We start from the raw sequence: 19,379 nt of genomic DNA, 5'->3' as shown, positions 1-19,379 counted from the left end.
GTTTTTGAATCAAAGATTGAATAAATAAAAAAATAAAGTCGATACTAGTTTCATAAAAACAATTTACGCTCGGAATCTGGTGGCATTTGATTTAACCAAATCAAGTAAGTCTTCGAGGGTAATGAACAATAGTAAGGAGTGTCTTTTATGAAAAAAATAATTTCTGGTATCGGCTTTTTTTTGTCTGCTCTTGTAATAGGAAATGGTATTGTTTCTTATTGTGAAGTATCTGGCTTAAAAGAGAGGATACAGGATTTGGAGACAGAAAGTGACTGGATTGGAAAGCAGGTATCAGCTGTTCCATTTAACCAGAATAAAAAATATGTATTTGAATCTTATGATGAGAAGAGTGGAAGTGTAAAACAACAAGTATACCGGATTCACTCTTATGGAGAAAACCAGATTGTGCTTCAAAAAGAAGAACCGGACAATCAGGAGGTTTTTTTGATAAAGGTAAAAGATGATTATCTTGCCGTATACAAAAAAGCAGACAGGCAGTTGTTTGAAACGACCAATATTCCAATAGAGGCGCTGCCTTCAGACGAACAGGTACAAGTGCTGGCAGGCAAGGAAGTAACAGGAACAGAAGCACTTTACAGTTTTTTGGAGAATTATTCTTCTTAAATCCTACTTTACGAAAGAAAAAAAATGTAGTAAGATAAAAAAACATGAAACAAAGCCAGAAATCCTTAGCTTTTAATATAGAAAAAGTATAAAAAGGCGATACAGGAGAGGAGAATACATGAAAGTACGAGACCGATTAAAAGAGAAAAAAAGAATCGTAGTAAAGATAGGCTCTTCATCATTGACGCATGAAGAAACCGGTCGTTTGAATTTGATGAAAATGGAAATTCTTGTAAGAGAGCTTGCAGATTTACATAATCAGGGAAAAGAAGTGATTGTGGTTTCTTCAGGAGCGATTGCAGTAGGAAGAAGTGCGATGGGAATTGACCATAAACCGAAGGAACTTGCGAAAAGACAGGCATGTGCAGCAATCGGACAGGCACGCCTGATGATGATTTATCAAAAATTGTTTGCAGAATACAATCAGACAGCAGCACAGATTTTGATGACAAAATATACGATGATTAACCGTGCAACAAGAATTAATGCAAAAAATACTTTCGATACTCTGCTTGAGATGGGCACAATTCCGATTGTAAACGAAAATGATACCATTTCTACAGATGAAATTGAATTTGGCGATAATGATACACTTTCTGCACTGGTTGCGGCGCTGACAGGGGCAGATATGTTAATTTTGCTATCCGATATTGATGGACTTTTTACGGATGACCCAAATCAGAATCCAAATGCAGAATTTATTGACCTGGTAGAAAAACTGGATTCTCATCTGGATGCCATGGCAAAAGATACCTCAAAAAGTTCTGTAGGAACTGGCGGAATGGCAACGAAATTAAAGGCTGCACATATAGCAACTAGTGCAGGTGCTGATATGGTCATTGCAAATGGAAATGATTTCCATGTCATACATAAAATTATGCAGGGAAGAAATCATGGAACTTTATTTTTAGCAGATAAGAAAGAAGAGTTTTATCTGGATGACATTATTGATAAATTGGGATAGAATGAAATAAATGTACTAACAGAAAAATTTGGAGAGTACAGATATAAAGAAGCGGAGGAATTTTCATGAAACAGGAACAGATTGAGCGAATTAACGAGCTGGCAAGAAAATCAAAGACAACAGGTCTGACACCAGAAGAAAAAGAAGAACAAAAAAAATTACGTGCAGAATATATTGCATCTGTCCGTATGAATTTGAGAACCCAGTTAGATAACATTAACATTCAGGAAAAAGATGGAAGTATTGTCAATTTGGGTGAGAAGTATGGAAAAAAGAAAAAGACACATTAAAAAATAAGCTAAGAAAGAAATAGAAAGGGTATCCGCTGTCGGGATGCTCTTTTTGTTTCTTAATGAAAATTATAGAATGTGAAATAAAAACACTCTGTATTGAAAAATAAAAAAGATTAGGATATAATAGAAAAATTGATAACAGATAAATTAGAATGGAGAAATACATGTTAAAAAATAAAGAACTGGAAGAAATTTTAGAAAAGATTGACTTAAATGAAGCACCGCCGGCAGAAGAGCCGATGCGTCAGTATTATTTTATGAAGAAAGCACGTATGCTTGTAAAGCAGAAAAGCAAAGAACTCGGCAGACCTCTTACCTCGTGTACCAAAACCTTTGGGTGTCAGATGAATGCGCGCGACTCTGAAAAATTAGTGGGTATTTTAGATGAAGTGGGTTATACAGAAGTAGAAGATGAAAATGCGGATTTTGTTATCTATAATACTTGTACGGTCCGTGAAAATGCGAATCAGAGAGTGTACGGTCGTTTGGGGTATCTTCACAGTATCAAAAAGAAGAAGCCGCACATGATGATTGCTCTTTGTGGCTGTATGATGCAGGAAGCACAGGTAGTAGAAAAATTAAAGAAGAGTTATTCTTTTGTTAATCTGATTTTTGGTACACATAATATTTATAAGTTTTCAGAATTGATTGTAACAGCGTTAGAATCGGACCGTATGGTCATTGATATCTGGAAAGATACTGATAAAATAGTAGAGGATTTGCCAAGTGAACGTAAGTATGCCTTTAAATCCGGTGTCAACATTATGTTTGGTTGTAATAATTTCTGTAGCTATTGTATTGTACCTTATGTAAGGGGAAGAGAAAGAAGCCGAAATCTAAAAGATATTGTCCGTGAAATTGAAAAGTTAGTAGAAGATGGAGTAAAAGAAGTCATGCTTCTTGGACAAAATGTCAATTCCTATGGAAAAAATTTAGAAGAGCCGGTTACCTTTGCACAGTTGTTAAAAGAAATCGAAAAAATCGAAGGCTTAGAGAGAATTCGTTTTATGACTTCTCACCCGAAGGATTTATCGGATGAATTAATTGAAGTGATGAAAGACAGCAAGAAAATCTGCCGTCACCTGCATCTACCACTTCAGTCAGGGAGCAGCAGAATCTTAAAGATTATGAATCGTCATTATGATAAAGAGCGTTATCTTACCTTAGTAAAGAAAATTAAAACGGCTATGCCGGATATTTCTCTGACGACAGATATTATTGTTGGATTTCCGGGTGAGACAGAAGAAGATTTCTTAGAAACAATGGATGTGGTAAAAAAAGTTCGTTTTGACAGTGCATTTACTTTCCTTTATTCTAAACGAACCGGAACACCGGCTGCTGTAATGGAAAATCAGATTTCAGAAGATGTAATGAAAGACCGTTTTGACCGTTTGTTAGAAGAAGTACAGACGATTGGAAGGGAAATGTCATCCAGAGATACAGGAAGTGTACAGGAAGTACTGGTAGAAGAGGTGAATGAGCATGACCCTTCTTTAGTAACCGGAAGGATGTCTAATAATTTACTGGTACATTTTCCTGGAGATGCTTCATTAATTGGAAATATTGTTTCCGTTCACCTTGATGAATGTCGCGGATTTTATTATATGGGAACAAAGGTAGGCTAAAAGAAATGGGATTGAAGATAAAAGACGTAGAGGTATCATCCTTATCACCGATGATGCAGCATTATGTAAAGACAAAAAACGAAAATAAGGATTGTATTTTGTTTTATCGTCTGGGAGACTTTTATGAGATGTTTTTTGAGGATGCAGAAGCTGTTTCAAAAGAATTAGAGTTGACGCTGACGGGAAAAGACTGTGGATTAAAGGAAAGAGCCCCGATGTGCGGAGTTCCATTTCATGCAGCAGATACTTATATTAATCGTCTGGTTGAAAGAGGGTATAAAGTTGCTATCTGTGAACAGGTAGAAGATCCGAAAACGGCAAAAGGCATGGTAAAAAGAGAAGTTGTCCGTGTCGTAACACCAGGAACAAATTTAAATACACAGGCTTTGGATGAAACCAAGAACAACTATATTATGGCGATTGTCTATCTTTCCAATCGTTACGGAATTGCAATTGCAGATGTGACTACCGGTGATTTCATGGTGACGGAAGTAGAAAAATCAAGAACACTTTTGGATGAAATATATAAATTTTCACCGGCTGAAATTATCTGTAATGAGTCCTTTTATATGAGCGGAGTGGATTTGGAGGAATTGAAGAATCGTCTGCACATCTGCATGAATCCACTGGAGGGCTGGTATTTTGATGATGAATTATGCGTAAGAACTATAAAAGAACATTTTCATGTCAGTGCATTAGAAGGGCTTGGATTAAAAGATTTTGCCTGTGCAACGATTGCAGCAGGTGCGCTTTTGACCTATCTTTTAGAAACCCAGAAAACTCCGCTTGACCATCTGCGTGCGATTATGCCTTATGCAACGGAACGTTATATGATTATTGATAGTTCAACCAGAAGAAACCTGGAGCTGACAGAAGCACTCAGAGAAAAAGTAAAAAGGGGTTCTCTTTTGTGGGTGTTAGACAAAACGAAAACCGCAATGGGAGCCAGAATGTTACGTTCCTTTATTGAACAGCCTTTAATTGATGAGCATGCGATTAATGACCGTCTTGATGCGATTGAAGAGATTAATAAGCGGGAAATGGACCGCGAAGAAATAAGAGAATACTTAAACCCGATTTATGACTTGGAACGTCTGGTAGGAAAAATCAGTTATCAGTCGGCAAATCCAAGAGATTTGATTGCATTTAAGTCTTCGATTTCCATGCTTCCTTACATAAAAGGACTGATAAAAGAATTTAAAAGCGAAGAGATGCAGTCTATTTATGAAAATATGGATGATTTGCAGGATTTATTTGAACTTTTAAATGCATCGATTATAGAAGAACCACCGCTTGCCATGAAAGAGGGTGGCATCATTAAAGATGGCTATCATGAACAGGTGGACAATTTTAGACAGGCAAAGACAAAGGGAAAGACGTGGCTGGCAGAACTGGAAGCTTCCGAGCGTGAAAAAACAGGAATCCGTACCTTAAAAATCAAATATAACAAAGTCTTTGGATATTATCTTGAAGTAACCAATTCGTTTAAAGATATGGTGCCGGATTATTATACGAGAAAACAGACCTTGACAAATGCCGAGCGTTATATCACTCCACGGTTAAAAGAACTGGAAGATATGATTTTAGGAGCAGAAGATAAGCTGTATGCGTTGGAATATGAAATTTTTTCCAGTATCAGAAATAAAATTTTCCAGGAAGTGGAACGGGTACAGAGAACCGCAAAAGCGATTGCAAGATTAGACAGTTATCTTTCTTTGGCACTTGTGGCATCGAGAAATAATTATGTTCGTCCAAAAATCAATACAAGAGGAATCATTGATATTAAAAACGGACGTCATCCAGTTGTCGAACAGATGATTCCGAATGATATGTTTATTCCAAATGATACTTACCTGGATAATGCAAAAAACCGTGTCTCAGTTATCACAGGACCAAATATGGCAGGAAAATCAACCTATATGCGTCAAACGGCATTAATTGTACTGATGGCTCAGATTGGTTCTTTTGTGCCGGCAGAAAAAGCAAATATCGGTATTGCAGACCGTATTTTTACAAGAGTAGGAGCGTCAGATGATTTGGCAAGCGGACAAAGTACCTTTATGGTGGAAATGACGGAAGTTGCCAATATTTTGCGAAATGCAACTTCAAAGAGTCTTTTGATTTTAGATGAAATCGGAAGGGGAACAAGTACTTTTGATGGGCTTTCGATTGCCTGGGCAGTTATTGAATATATCAGTAACACAAAAGTATTAGGAGCAAAAACGCTGTTTGCGACGCATTATCATGAACTGACTGAGTTAGAAGGAAAACTTTCCGGAGTAAATAATTACTGCATTGCGGTAAAAGAGCGGGGAGATGATATCGTATTTTTGCGTAAAATCGTAAAAGGCGGTGCAGATAAAAGTTATGGAATCCAGGTGGCAAAACTGGCAGGAGTGCCGGATGTGGTCATCGAACGAGCAAAAGAACTGGTAGAAGAACTTTCCGATGCAGACATCACAGCAACAGTAAAAGATATTGCTTTGGAGCGCAAAAAAGGAAAAACGAAAGCAAAATCTCAGGTGCATTTAGATGAGGTGGATTTAGAACAGATTTCTCTATTTGATACGGTAAAAGATGGTGACGTGTTAGAGGAACTAAAAAATATTGATGTCTCAAATCTGACACCAATTGATGCGTTAAATACAATCTATAAGCTTCAGAATAAACTTAAAAATCGGTGGTGAATCAATTGAGAAAAATTGCAGTATTAGACCAGAGTACAATTGATAAAATTGCAGCAGGAGAAGTCGTAGAACGTCCGACCTCCGTGGTAAAAGAGTTAGTGGAAAATGCAATTGATGCAGGCTCTACTGCAATTACTGTAGAAATTAAAGAGGGCGGAATTTCATTTATTCGAGTAACGGACAATGGAAGCGGAATGGAAAAATCACAGGTCAAACTTGCGTTTTTAAGGCATGCGACCAGCAAAATTGAAAAAGTGGAAGATTTGCTGGAAATAGAATCGCTTGGATTTCGAGGAGAAGCTCTTTCGAGTATTTCAGCGGTGGCACAGGTTGAAATGATTACAAAAACAGCGCAGTCTTTAACTGGGATTCGTTATCTGATAGAAGGCGGAATGGAAAAGGGGTTAGAAGAAATCGGAGCTCCTTGTGGTACGACAATTCTGGTACGGAATCTGTTTTTTAATACACCTGCCCGAGCAAAATTTTTGAAAACTCCAGTTACGGAAGCCGGCTATGTCAGCACCTATATGGAACAGCTTGCCCTGTCTCATGCACATATTTCATTTAAATATATGGTAAATGGACAGACAAAGCTTCATACTTCGGGAAATGCGAATTTAAGAGATGTGATTTACAGCATTTATGGACGTGAGATTACAAGAGAATTGATTCCAATCCAGTGGGAACAAAATGGAATTAAATTAGATGGATTTGCAGGAAAACCAGTGATTGCAAGAGGAAACCGCGCCTTTGAAAATTATTATATTAACGGACGGTATGTAAAGAGCAAAATTATTATGAAGGCAATTGAAGATGCCTATAAGCCCTATATGATGCAGCATAAATATCCGTTTGTGTGTCTGAAGTTTGAAGTTCCGGGAGATGAAGTGGACATCAATGTGCATCCAACGAAAATGGAAGTACGATTTCAAAAACAAAAGGAGATTTATGAGTCGGTTTATGAAGCTCTGCTTTTTGCAATTGGAGGAAAAGAGCTGATTCCGGAAGTAAAATTTGAAGAAAAAGAATCAGAATTAAAAAAAGTGGAGTTTGATAAGAAAGTCCACAAAAAAGAAAATGGTCCAGAGCCATTTGAAGTAAAACGAAAAGAGAGCTTTTTGGAAGCACTTTCTTTTGGACAAAAAAGAGAACCACAAAATCAAATTCGGGAAGACAGACCAGAATGGAAAGCAAAAAAAGAACCACAGTCAAATAATGTGAGTGTTCAACCGGATAAAGTCAAAGATACAGAAGTTGGAGTTTCTCAGGTAATTGAAAAAAAAGAGAATCAAAGAAAAGAAACTATTTTGGAGACAGTTTCAGAAGAGGGTTTAGAAAAACAGGCAGAAGCTGTAAAACTGGAAACAAAAACACAAGAAATCAGACAACCCAAATTGGAGCAGCGGGAAGAAACAAAACAGATGGAGCTGTTTGATGACAGGTTGTTATCAAAGAGGTCAAGGAAACATCATCGTATTATCGGGCAGTTATTTGAAACTTACTGGTTAGTAGAGTATAACGAAAAATTTTATATTATCGACCAGCATGCTGCACATGAAAAGGTATTGTATGAACGATTTATGAAAGAATATGAAAGTAAAAATATTCTTTCTCAGATTATCAGTCCTCCACAGATTATCAGTTTAAGCCTTCAGGAAGCAGAACTTCTAAAGGTAAATCAGAAGCTGTTTGAAGAATTTGGTTTTGAAATTTCTTCATTTGGAGGAAAAGAGTACAGTATCAGTGCAGTGCCGTCGAATTTATATGGAGTCGATGTAGAAGAACTCTTTCTTGAAATTTTAGGCAGTCTTGATTTAGAAGGCAGTCATAAAACACCGGATTTAATCCGACATCGGATCGCAACTTCTGCCTGTAAAGCGGCGGTAAAAGGAAATCAGACACTTTCTGTTTTAGAAGCAGATAAACTCATTGATGAATTGCTTGGGCTTGAAAATCCTTATCATTGTCCACATGGAAGACCAACGATAGTTTCAATGACGAAATATGAGTTAGAAAAGAAATTTAAAAGGATTGTGTAGGTGAAAAAAGTGCAGAAACCTCTGATTATATTAACAGGTCCTACAGCAGTAGGGAAAACAAAACTCTCGATTTCTCTGGCAAAAGCGGTAAATGGAGAGATTATTTCCGCAGATTCCATGCAGGTATACCGCCACATGGATATTGGTTCGGCAAAGATTAGACCGGAAGAAATGCAGGGAGTGAAGCATTATCTGATTGACGAATTAGAACCGGAAAATTCTTTTCACGTGGTAGAATTTCAGAAAATGGCAAAAAAAGCAATGGAAGAAATTTATGCAAAAGGGAAAATTCCGATTTTAGCAGGAGGAACCGGATTTTATATTCAGGCAATTGTAAAAGATATTGATTTTTCAGAAAATACAGAAGCAGGAAGTTATCGGAAAGAATTAGAAGCGATGGCAAAAGAAAAAGGAGCACATTACCTGCATGAAATGCTTGAAAAGATAGATGAAGTTTCAGCACAGGCAATTCATGAAAATAATGTGAAACGTGTGATTCGTGCATTGGAATACTATCATTTGACAGGAGAAAAAATTTCTGTTCATAATGAAAGAGAAACCAAAAAAGAATCGCCTTATTGCTTTGCCTACTTTGTATTGAATGATGAACGGGAAAAACTGTATCAGAGAATTGAACAGCGGATTGATGAGATGCTTGAAAATGGTTTAATCGAAGAAGTAAAAGCATTAAAGAGAAGAGGCTGTACAAAAGATATGGTTTCTATGCAGGGACTGGGATATAAAGAGATTTTGTCGTATTTAGATGGAGAGTATTCGCTGGAAGAGGCTGTTTATATTTTAAAACGTGATACCAGACATTTTGCAAAACGACAAATTACCTGGTTTAAGAGAGAACACGATGTAATCTGGCTGGAAAAGCCGGAATTTGAGTATGATGAAACAAAAATATTAAATTATATGCTTAAGATATGTAAGGAGAAAGGAATACTATAATGCAGGAACTTAGTTCAATGTACAGTGAACTTGGAATTTCAAAAGAAGTGCTGGAGTACGGAAAAAAAATAGAAGAAAAATTAAAAGAACGATTTGAAAAAATTGATGAGACAGCAGAGTATAACCAGTTAAAGGTGATTCATGCTATGCAGAAACATAAAGTAAGCGAAGCATGTTTGTATTCTTCCAGTGGTTATGGATATAATGATTTGGGAAGAGATACTTTAGAAGAGGTTTATGCAGAAGCGTTTCATGCAGAAGCAGCTCTGGTGCGCCCTCAGATTGCGTGTGGAACGCATGCGCTTGCAGTTGCCTTATCTGGAAATTTGCGCCCTGGAGATGAACTGCTTTCTCCGGTTGGAAAACCGTATGATACATTAGAAGAAGTAATTGGAATCCGTCCATCAAAAGGTTCACTGGCAGAATACGGAGTCACTTACCGTCAGGTAGAATTATTAGAAGATGGAACATTTGATTATGAAGCAATTAAAAATGCAATCAATGAAAGAACAAAACTAGTAGAGATTCAGCGTTCCAAAGGATATTTAACTCGTCCTACGTTTTCTGTAAAACAGATTGGAGAGTTGATTCATTTTATTAAAGAAATTAAGCCAGATGTAATCTGTATGGTAGACAACTGTTATGGCGAATTTGTAGAACGGATAGAGCCGAGTGATGTTGGTGCAGATATGGTAGTTGGTTCTCTGATTAAAAATCCAGGAGGCGGATTGGCGCCAATTGGTGGTTACATTGTAGGAACAAAAGAATGTGTGGAAAATGCAGCCTATCGTCTGACCTCTCCGGGACTTGGAAAAGAAGTGGGAGCAACTTTAGGTGTAAACTCAGCGTTTTATCAGGGATTTTTCCTTGCTCCGACTGTTGTAGCAGGTGCATTAAAGGGAGCTATTTTTGCGGCAAATATTTATGAGACATTAGGATTTGATGTCAGTCCGAATGGAAGCGAAAGTCGTCATGATATTATTCAGGCTGTAACCTTCCATGTGCCGGAAGGAGTCATTGAGTTTTGTAAAGGAATCCAGGCGGCAGCACCGGTTGACAGCTTTGTAGAGCCGGAACCGTGGGCGATGCCGGGATATGACAGTGAAGTCATTATGGCAGCGGGAGCTTTCGTTCAGGGTTCTTCAATTGAACTTTCAGCAGATGGACCGATTAAACCACCGTATACCGTATATTTTCAAGGGGGTCTTACTTGGGCGCACGCAAAATTTGGAATTTTAATGTCACTTCAGAAGTTAGTAGAGAAAGAGATTGCAGTGCTTCCAAAATAGGAGAACAAACAAAATGAAACAGATAAGAGTATGCGTAATTGGGGGAGGCGCTTCCGGTCTGATTGCATCTATTTTTGCTGCAAAAGAAGGCGCAGCAGTTACTCTTTTGGAAAAAAACGAAAAACCCGCAAAAAAACTTTTGATGACCGGAAATGGTCGGTGTAATTTTACAAATGAATATCAGAAATTGGAATGTTATCACAGTTATCACGAAAAAGAGTCACAATTTATTCGTGAAGTGTTTGAGCAATTTTCGATGGAAGAGACGGTAGAGTTTTTTAAAAGGATTGGAATTTATCCGAAAAGCCGAAATGGCTATCTTTATCCAGCCAGTAATCAGGCATCAAGTGTGGCAGAAGTCTTAGAAGCAGAGGCACGTTTTCGAAAGGTAAAAATAAAATTGAACGAACAGGTGCTTGCAATTGAAAAAAACGAACAAAGTGATACGTGGCTGGTAAAAACAAAAGGCTGGCAGTATGAAGCAGAGCGAATTATTATTACTTGTGGTTCTCCTGCTTCTCTTTTAGAAGAGGATGGCTGGGATGGATATACGTTTGCAAAAAGCTTAGGGCATCAGATTGTGCCGGTACTTCCCGCACTTGTTCCATTAACCTGTAAGGTCGGATTTTTAAAGCAATGGGCTGGTGTGAGAGTAGAAGGTCAGGTTTCTTTTATACAGAAAGAGGAATGTCTTGCCCGTGAAAGAGGAGAATTGCAGCTCACAGAATATGGGATTTCAGGAATTCCGGTTTTTCAAATCAGTGCGTGTGTAGCAAGAAATTTATCAGAGAATGGTCAGGGAAGCGTTGTGCTGGATTTTATGCCAGATTTTACGATAGAAGAAGTAGAAGCATTATTAAGGGAACGTCAGGAAAACTGTAGCTACAAAAACTTAAAAGAATTGTTGATTGGTTTATTTCCTGCAAAACTGATTCCGATACTGGTGACCAAAAAGATAACAGAAAAAGAACTGGCATTCCGAATAAAAAATTTGGAACTTCCGTTAAAGGGAACAAAATCCATTCGTCAGGCACAGGTATGTCAGGGCGGAGTCAGTGTTTCTGAGATAAATGAAAAAACAATGGAGTCAAAGCGTTGTCCTGGTATTTATTTTGCAGGTGAGGTCATTGACGTGGATGGAATCTGTGGGGGATATAATCTGCAATGGGCCTGGTCAAGTGGTGCGATAGCCGGAATGTATGCCGGAAAGGAGAATACATGATTACACTACAGCAAGTAAAACTTCCAATTTCTCATACAAAAGAAGAATTGGAAAAAAAGATTTTAAAGACATTGCGAATCAAAAAAGAAGAACTGCTTGGGTATGAAATCAGAAAACAGTCTTTGGATGCAAGAAAGAAACCAGAATTGTTCTTTGTCTATACCATTGATGCAAGTGTAAAAAAAGAAGAGACCGTAATAAAAAAAGTAAAAGAAAAAACCGTATCAATTACAAATCGGAAAAAATTTGAATATCCAACTGTAATAGAATGGTCAAAAGCTTCACGTCCGGTTATCACAGGGAGTGGTCCGGCAGGATTGTTCTGTGCGTATTATCTTGCAAAAGCAGGACTTGCTCCGCTTGTGATTGAGCGTGGTGACCCGGTTGAGACAAGAATGGAAAAAGTAGAGACATTCTGGAAAGAAGGGATTCTTGATACAGAATCGAATGTACAGTTTGGAGAAGGCGGTGCCGGTACATTTTCAGATGGAAAGTTAAATACGTTAGTGAAAGATGCGATGGGAAGAAATCACGAAGTTCTTCGTCTGTTTGTAGAATGTGGAGCACCCAAAGAAATTTTATATGTACAAAAACCGCATCTTGGAACAGATTTACTGGTTACGATTGTAAAAAATCTTCGCCATAAGATAGAAGAATTGGGAGGAGAAATTCGTTTCCGCACAAAGCTGACACAAATTTGGCAGGAAAATGGCAAATTAAAGTCCATTATTGTAAATGGAGATGAAGAAATTGCGACAGATTTTCTGGTGCTTGCAATTGGGCACAGCGCCAGAGATACATTTGAAATGTTAGAGCGAGAAAAATTTCTCATGCAGGCAAAATCATTTGCAGTGGGGCTTCGGATAGAACATCCACAGTCCATGATTGATGAATATCAGTATGGTACAAAGAAACATGCAGGAAAACTTGGAGCTGCCAGTTATAAACTGACCCATCGAGCAGAAGAGGGACGAGGCGTTTATAGTTTTTGTATGTGCCCGGGAGGATATGTGGTCAATGCTTCCTCAGAAGAGGGCAGGCTGGCAGTCAATGGAATGAGCTATCAGGATAGAAGTGCGAAAAATGCGAATAGCGCAATGATCGTCAGTGTAAATCCGAATGATTTTTGTTCTCAGGATGCACTTGCCGGTGTTGCTTTTCAAAGGCAGTTAGAAGAAAAAGCCTATCAGTTAGGAAAGGGAAAAGTGCCAGTTCAGCTCTTTGGTGATTTTATGAACCATAGAAAAAGCAGTGGATTTGGCATGATTGATACTTGTATGAAGGGAGCTTATGAATTTGCAGACCTAAATGAATTACTTCCAGAATTTTTAAGCCGTCCAATGAAGGAAAGCATTTCTTATTTTGGGCGGATTATCGCTGGGTTTTCAAGGGAAGATGCCGTGTTATCAGGAATTGAAAGTCGAACATCTTCTCCCGTAAGGATTGTGAGAAAAGAAGACTTTCAGAGCAATGTTGAGGGAGTCTATCCTTGTGGAGAGGGTGCAGGATATGCTGGTGGCATTACATCGGCAGCAATGGATGGCTTGAAAGTAGCAGAGGCAATTGTGAAAAATACAATAAATTTTTGAGATTCCATATACATCGTTTTTAATCTGTGATAAAATAAAGTTTGCTGAATTGATACCCTGTATTTGGCTGAAGAGAGTATATGGTATCTTATGTACAATGCAAGAAAAATGAAAGAAATTCCCGAAGAAAACCGACCTTATGAAAAATGTCTTAAGTTTGGGGTCGAAGCGCTGACGGATGAGGAACTTCTGGCAATTTTACTGCGCAGTGGTTCGAAAGAACATTCTGCATTAGAACTTGCATATCAAGTCCTGCATTTATCAAAAGAAAATCAGGGACTGCAAAGTATTTATCATTTAAGTGTACAGCAGTTGAAAAGCATTCATGGAATTGGCGCAGTAAAAGCCATTCAATTAAAGTGTATGGGAGAAATTTCCAAGAGGATTGCAGTAAATGTTGCAGCGAAGGGAATCTCATTTGACTGTCCGGCTTCTATTGCGAAATACTATATGGAACAACTGCGTCATGAAGAACAAGAACATTTGCTGTGTATGATGCTGGACTGCAAGAACCATCGTCTTGGAGAAGAGCTTATTTTTAAGGGAACAGTAAATGCATCTTATGTCAGTCCGAGAGAGATTTTCTTAAGTGCGATGTCGTACCATGCAGTCGGGATTCTGCTGGTACATAACCATCCAAGTGGAGACCCGTCTCCAAGTCAGGCAGATATCCAAGTGACGAAGAAGATACAGACAGCTGGAATCCTGCTTGATATACCTCTGATAGACCATATTATCATAGGGGATTGTCAGTATATCAGTTTCCGGGAAAGGGGACTTATCGAAACATAAAAAAGGGGAGCAGAATATGCCACTTTACAAAACATTTGGTGTAGATTTAGGAACCAGTATGATTAAAATCTATTCTGCACAGAATGATTCAATTCTAAAAGAAAAGAATATGATTGCAATTCGCAATGAAAATCAAATTCTGGCTTCCGGTAATGAAGCATACAAAATCTACGAAAAAAACCCATCGAATGTATCCGTTATTGAGCCTATGGCATTTGGAAAAATTGCAGATATCAACCGTACAGAAATTGTACTGCAGTCCCTGCTTAAAAGAGCAGGTTCTCAGCAATTTTTTGGGAATTCGGTATATCTTGCAGTTCCGACAGATTTGTCTGAGATTGAAAAAAGGGCTTATTATACAATCGGAAATTCCAAGAGAAAAAATAAAGTTTATATGGTTGAAAAACCGATTGCCGATGCAGTATCACTTGGACTTCCAATTAATCATACAAGCGGAAGTATGATTGTAAATATCGGTGCACAAAGTACTGAAATTTCAATTATTGAAAAGGGAAGAGTTGTCATCAGTAAAATGGTTGAAGTTGGAGGAAAACAGCTTAATGAAGCCATTATCAGTATGGTAAGAAGAAATTGTAACCTGAATATAGGAGAACGTTCGGCAGCCAGACTGAAACTGTCGCTTTCCTATTTGAAAGATGACCCGCAGGAGGTAAGAAAAGTAGTGGGTGTTGATTGGATTACCGGTCTGCCACAGGTGGGGGTGGTTACTTCGGATATGGTGAATGAAGCGATTGAAGAACCGTTTTTGAAAATCTGTGAAGAAATCCGATTCTTTTTAGACCGCATTCCTCCACAAATCTATTCAAACATAGCAGATGAGGGTGTATTTTTAATTGGAGGAACAACAAAAATTCCAGGAGTTGGCTGGTTTATCAGTCAGGAGGTAAGAATACGGGTTCGTCTTTCTAAGTATCATGATTTATGTACGATATACGGAATTAAAGAAATTATAGGAAACAAAACACTCTGGAAATGGGTAAAATAGGAACTGAGGTTGTACAATGAAAAAAAAACGCAATTGGAATTTGAAAAGTAAACACATTCTCATAATTATGGTCGTTGTCTGTGTTGGATTAATGCTGCTTACATTTGCTGCGAAATTTCCAGTACAGTCAGTCCGGACAACAGCAGGTTATACAATTATACCTTTTCAAAATGGATTGAATAAGGTAGGGAATGCTTTGGATGGATTTACGGAAGGATTCCGAAGCAAGAAAAAACTGATTGAAGAAAATAAAGCATTACAAAGTAAAGTAGATGACCTTACTGCGGAAAACAGCAGGCTGACACAAAATGTAAGTGAACTTGCCAGACTGCAGGAGTTGTATCAATTAGACCAGCAGTATAATGAATATGATAAAATCGCAGCAGAAGTCATTGCAAAAAATTCCGGAAACTGGTATTCTACGTTTACCATTAATCGTGGAAGTGAAGACGGAATTTTAGTAGACCAGAATGTAATAGCTGGAAGTGGTTTGGTAGGAATCGTAACAGAAGTCGGAGCACATTGGGCTACCGTCCGTTCGATTATTGATGATTCAAGTAATGTAAGTGCAATGACAGTAAGTACATCTGCAAACTGTGTGGTGTGTGGTGATTTAAGACTGATGGATGAGGGAAAACTGCAGTTTATTCATTTAAAGGATGATGAAGATAAGGTTCAGGAAGGAGAAAAAATCGTGACTTCTGCAGTCAGCGATAAATTCTTAAAAGGAATCTTAATTGGCTATGTTAGTGAAATTGAAGAAGATCCAAATAATTTAACAAAAACCGGAACATTAACACCGGCGGTAGACTTTGAGCATTTACAGGAAGTACTGGTGATTAAAGAGTTAAAACAGCAGAAGGAGGAAGATAAATGAGAATACGCAGAAAAATAGTACTGTTTCTTCTGCTTCTGGTTTGTTTTATTGTTCAGGGAACATTCTTGAAAGTAATTGCAATTGGCTCGATTTCTCCAAATTTGATTCTGATTTTTGTAGTTTCTTTTGGATTTATGAGAGGAAAAAGAACAGGAATCTGGACAGGATTTGTATGTGGCTTATGTTGTGATTTGCTGGGAGATGGAATCCTGGGATATTATGCACTGATTTATTTATTAATCGGGTTTGGAGCAGGATGCTGTTGTAAACTGTTCTATGATGATGAACTTCGAGTACCGGTGCTTATTGTTGCCGTGTGCGACCTGGTTTATGGAGGAATGGTATATGTGTTGGGATTTCTGCTTCATGGACGAATCCAGTTCTTTTACTATTTCTCTCGAATGATGATACCGGAAATGATTTATACAGTACTGTTAACTGCAATTTTGTATAAAGTCTTTTTAAAGATAAATAAGAAGCTGACAGAGCTGGAGATGAAGGAGCGAGATTCCATTTGGTTAAGAAAATAAAAAAAATACTTAATAAATTATGCATAAAAAGAACAACGGTATTATTTATTGTTTTTGCAGTCATGTTTTTTATTTTACTGCAGCGTCTGTTTGTTCTTCAGATTATCAAGGGCGAAGAATATGCGACAAATTTTAATCTGACAACAACAAAGACAAGAACAATTAAGAGTACAAGAGGAAATATCCGTGACCGAAACGGTGAACTGCTTGCACATAATCAGCTGGCCTATTCCGTTATTATCGAGGATAATGGAACGTATGATTCTACTCGAGAAAAAAATCTTACACTGAATCATGTGGCTTATGAGATTTTAAAAATTTTGAAAGAAAATGGAGAATCTGTGGATGTTACCTTCCATATTACACTAGATGAAAATGGAGAGTATGCATTTGATACCACTGACTTTACCTTAGATCGTTTTAAGGCGGATGTTTATGGACAGGCTAAAATTGATGACTTGTCTAAAGAGGAAGCAAAAGCATCCGCAGCCAGGATGATAGAAGATTTGTCTCAGGCAGACCGTTATGGACTTGTAAATAAAAAGAAGCCATATACGGAAGAAGAACGGAAAGAGTATGGACTGCCGGAAAGTTTTACAAAAGAAGAAGCTTTGGATATCATCAAAATTCGTTATGCACTTGCAGCAAACAGTTTCCAGAAATACATGCCGGCGACAATTGCTACAAATGTAAGCGAAACAACAATGGCAGCAATTATGGAGGAAAAGGATCAGCTTCAGGGAGTGGATATTCAGGAAGACTCCATTCGGGTTTATGAGGATAGTGAGACATTTGCGCCGGTCATTGGTTATACCGGAAAGGCTTCATCCGAAGAACTGGATGAACTTAAAAAAGAAAATTCGAATTATTCTTCGGATGCAGTAATTGGTAAGACTGGTATGGAACAGTATATGGAATTACAGCTGCAGGGAACGGATGGAGAAGAAAAGTTAAGTGTAGATAATCTTGGAAAAGTATTGAAGATTGATGAATCTTCTAAAAAAGACCCTATATCGGGAAACGACGTTTATCTTACAATTGATAAGAATCTTCAAAAAGCAGCTTATCAGATTTTGGAACAGAAAATTGCCGGTATTCTGGCAAGCAATATTATATCTGGAAAGACATTTGATAAAACGGGGCTGGATTCAAGTGAAATCCGGATTCCGATTTATGACGTCTATAATGCGTTGATTGAAAACAGTGTGATTGATATCAGCCATTTTAAGGAAGAGGATGCTTCTGAAACGGAGAAAGCGATTTACAGTGTCTTTTCACAAAAACAGAGTGAAGTGTTTGACTCTGTAAAAGCAGAGCTTACTGTCTCAAATCCGGAGGCATTTGATAAACTGCCACAGGAGATGCAGGATTATCAGAGTTATATTGTAAATGATTTTCTGATTAATAAAAAGGGAATCCTGTCGTTAGATGCAATCGATGCTTCTGATGCAACTTATATTGCATGGAGTAAAGACCATTCTATTAGTTTAAAGGAATTTCTTACTTATGCGGCCAGTCAGAACTGGATTGATATTTCACAATTCTATGCAGAAGAAGAATATCTGGATTCCTCTGAGGTTTACGATGCGCTGTCCGATTATCTGACAGAATCTTTGGCGACAGACAGTGGATTTTCAAAAATTATTTACAAATATATGTTACAAAGTGATTTGATTTCCGGCACACAGCTTTGTCTGGTCTTGTACGATCAGGGAGTATTAGAAGCAGATGAGGCAACCTATTCGGCGCTCCAGGCAGGACAAAAAAGTTCTTATGATTTTATGTTAGATAAAATTAACAGTCTGGAGATTACACCGGCACAGCTTGCTTTAGACCCATGCTCCGGTTCTATGGTAGTGACAAACGTAAAAACCGGAGAGATACTAGCCTGCGTTACTTATCCGGGTTATGATAACAATCGTCTGGCAAACCAGATGGATACGGATTATTATTCGAAATTGTCTTCTGATTTATCAAGACCGTTTTATAATAAAGCAACGCAGCAGAAAACAGCACCTGGTTCTACCTTTAAACTTGTAACGGCTCTTGCCGGAATGGAAGAAGGTATTGCCACAAGTGATTATTATGTCAATTGTACGGGGGCTTTTACAAGAATTTCACCGGCAATCAACTGTTGGTATCATGCAGGACATGGAACCCTTGGAGTTCAGGGGGCAATTAAAAATTCCTGTAATGTATTTTTTAATCAGCTTACTTATGATATGGGAAAAGACAAAAATGGAGAATTTTCGGATTCAATTGGTCTTAGCAAGCTGCAAAAATATGCAAAAATGTTCCAGTTAGATAAGGAATCCGGAATTGAACTTCCAGAAGCAGAGCCGGAGGTAACAGATGAAGCAGCAATCGCTTCTTCCATCGGTCAGGGAACTAATAACTATACAACTTCTCAACTTGCCCGTTATGCAACCACAATCGCAAGTCGTGGAACAAGCTATTCTATCTCACTGCTTGATAAAGTGACAGATTCTCAAGGAAATTTGGTTAAAGATTATACACCGGAAATTATTAATCAGATGGATATTTCTGATTCTGAGTGGGATATCATTCATAATGGAATGAGAGAAGTAGTAGAAAATAATGCGGCGTTTGATGACCTGGATTATGCAGTATCCGGAAAGACAGGTACTGCCGAAAATACAGGACATCCAAGTCATGGTTTATTTATTGGATTTACTCCATCGGATGACCCTGAAATTGCAATGGCAGTGCGTATTGCAAATGGATATAGTTCAACAAATGCGGCAGCAGTTGCAAAAGATGTCATCAAGTACGAATATAATCTTGCAGATGAATCACAGTTGTTAAGCGGAACCGCTACTTCTGGAGAAAGCACAGCGCAGACAGACTAAACAATTCTATTGGGAGGA

15 protein-coding genes are annotated in these 19,379 nt (G+C 38.0%); all 15 read left to right on the top strand.

Features of this window, described 5'->3' with window-relative positions:
- Window positions 1-147: 147 nt before the first annotated feature.
- The 15 genes from ACYQ2D_RS01670 (at window position 148) to ACYQ2D_RS01600 (ending at window position 19,361) form a co-directional block, all read left to right on the top strand.
- Entirely contained in the window at window positions 148-624 is a 477-nt protein-coding gene (locus ACYQ2D_RS01670) for a hypothetical protein (RefSeq protein WP_459784471.1), read from the top strand.
- A 118-nt stretch (window positions 625-742) separates the two neighbouring features.
- A complete protein-coding gene (gene proB, locus ACYQ2D_RS01665) occupies window positions 743-1,588 on the top strand; it encodes a glutamate 5-kinase (RefSeq protein WP_117455647.1) in 846 nt (281 codons plus the stop codon).
- Window positions 1,589-1,653: 65 nt separating this feature from the next.
- Complete coding sequence (locus tag ACYQ2D_RS01660; protein WP_022304377.1) at window positions 1,654-1,878, top strand: DUF896 domain-containing protein; 225 nt, start codon at window positions 1,654-1,656, stop codon at window positions 1,876-1,878.
- 167 nt (window positions 1,879-2,045) lie between these two features.
- On the top strand, window positions 2,046-3,506 hold the full coding sequence (gene miaB, locus ACYQ2D_RS01655; RefSeq protein WP_459784469.1) for a tRNA (N6-isopentenyl adenosine(37)-C2)-methylthiotransferase MiaB: 1,461 nt from the start codon (window positions 2,046-2,048) through the stop codon (window positions 3,504-3,506).
- A gap of 5 nt (window positions 3,507-3,511) precedes the next feature.
- Window positions 3,512-6,193 carry a DNA mismatch repair protein MutS gene (mutS, locus tag ACYQ2D_RS01650; RefSeq protein WP_459784468.1) on the top strand — a complete coding sequence of 894 codons (2,682 nt, stop codon included), beginning with the start codon at window positions 3,512-3,514 and terminating at the stop codon, window positions 6,191-6,193.
- Between the two features lie 5 nt (window positions 6,194-6,198).
- The gene (gene mutL / locus ACYQ2D_RS01645; RefSeq protein ID WP_459784467.1) at window positions 6,199-8,232 is read left to right on the top strand and encodes a DNA mismatch repair endonuclease MutL; all 2,034 of its coding nucleotides are present in this window, start codon (window positions 6,199-6,201) and stop codon (window positions 8,230-8,232) included.
- Between the two features lie 9 nt (window positions 8,233-8,241).
- Window positions 8,242-9,186, top strand: a complete 945-nt coding sequence (gene miaA, locus ACYQ2D_RS01640; protein WP_022304373.1) for a tRNA (adenosine(37)-N6)-dimethylallyltransferase MiaA — start codon at window positions 8,242-8,244, stop codon at window positions 9,184-9,186.
- Window positions 9,186-10,475: a methionine gamma-lyase family protein gene (locus ACYQ2D_RS01635; RefSeq protein WP_459784466.1), complete on the top strand. Its 1,290-nt coding sequence runs from the start codon at window positions 9,186-9,188 to the stop codon at window positions 10,473-10,475. Before miaA ends, ACYQ2D_RS01635 begins: the two co-directional genes overlap by 1 nt.
- A gap of 13 nt (window positions 10,476-10,488) precedes the next feature.
- On the top strand, window positions 10,489-11,697 hold the full coding sequence (locus tag ACYQ2D_RS01630; protein WP_022304371.1) for a BaiN/RdsA family NAD(P)/FAD-dependent oxidoreductase: 1,209 nt from the start codon (window positions 10,489-10,491) through the stop codon (window positions 11,695-11,697).
- Window positions 11,694-13,286, top strand: coding sequence for an NAD(P)/FAD-dependent oxidoreductase (locus ACYQ2D_RS01625; protein WP_187558493.1), 1,593 nt, complete (start codon window positions 11,694-11,696; stop codon window positions 13,284-13,286). The genes ACYQ2D_RS01630 and ACYQ2D_RS01625 overlap by 4 nt, the downstream gene beginning before the upstream one ends.
- A gap of 90 nt (window positions 13,287-13,376) precedes the next feature.
- Window positions 13,377-14,078 (top strand): RadC family protein, encoded by a 702-nt coding sequence (radC, locus tag ACYQ2D_RS01620; protein ID WP_022304369.1) that lies wholly within the window; start codon window positions 13,377-13,379, stop codon window positions 14,076-14,078.
- Window positions 14,079-14,094: 16 nt separating this feature from the next.
- Window positions 14,095-15,084 (top strand): rod shape-determining protein, encoded by a 990-nt coding sequence (locus ACYQ2D_RS01615; protein ID WP_022304368.1) that lies wholly within the window; start codon window positions 14,095-14,097, stop codon window positions 15,082-15,084.
- A gap of 16 nt (window positions 15,085-15,100) precedes the next feature.
- Window positions 15,101-15,961, top strand: coding sequence for a rod shape-determining protein MreC (gene mreC / locus ACYQ2D_RS01610; protein ID WP_459784465.1), 861 nt, complete (start codon window positions 15,101-15,103; stop codon window positions 15,959-15,961).
- The gene (mreD, locus tag ACYQ2D_RS01605) at window positions 15,958-16,491 is read left to right on the top strand and encodes a rod shape-determining protein MreD (RefSeq protein WP_117455659.1); all 534 of its coding nucleotides are present in this window, start codon (window positions 15,958-15,960) and stop codon (window positions 16,489-16,491) included. Before mreC ends, mreD begins: the two co-directional genes overlap by 4 nt.
- The gene (locus ACYQ2D_RS01600; RefSeq protein WP_459784464.1) at window positions 16,476-19,361 is read left to right on the top strand and encodes a penicillin-binding transpeptidase domain-containing protein; all 2,886 of its coding nucleotides are present in this window, start codon (window positions 16,476-16,478) and stop codon (window positions 19,359-19,361) included. Before mreD ends, ACYQ2D_RS01600 begins: the two co-directional genes overlap by 16 nt.
- The last annotated feature ends 18 nt before the right edge of the window (window positions 19,362-19,379 follow it).

It is taken from the genome of Blautia stercoris (assembly GCF_054657695.1).
This window is presented reverse-complemented; position numbering and strand designations above follow the sequence as displayed.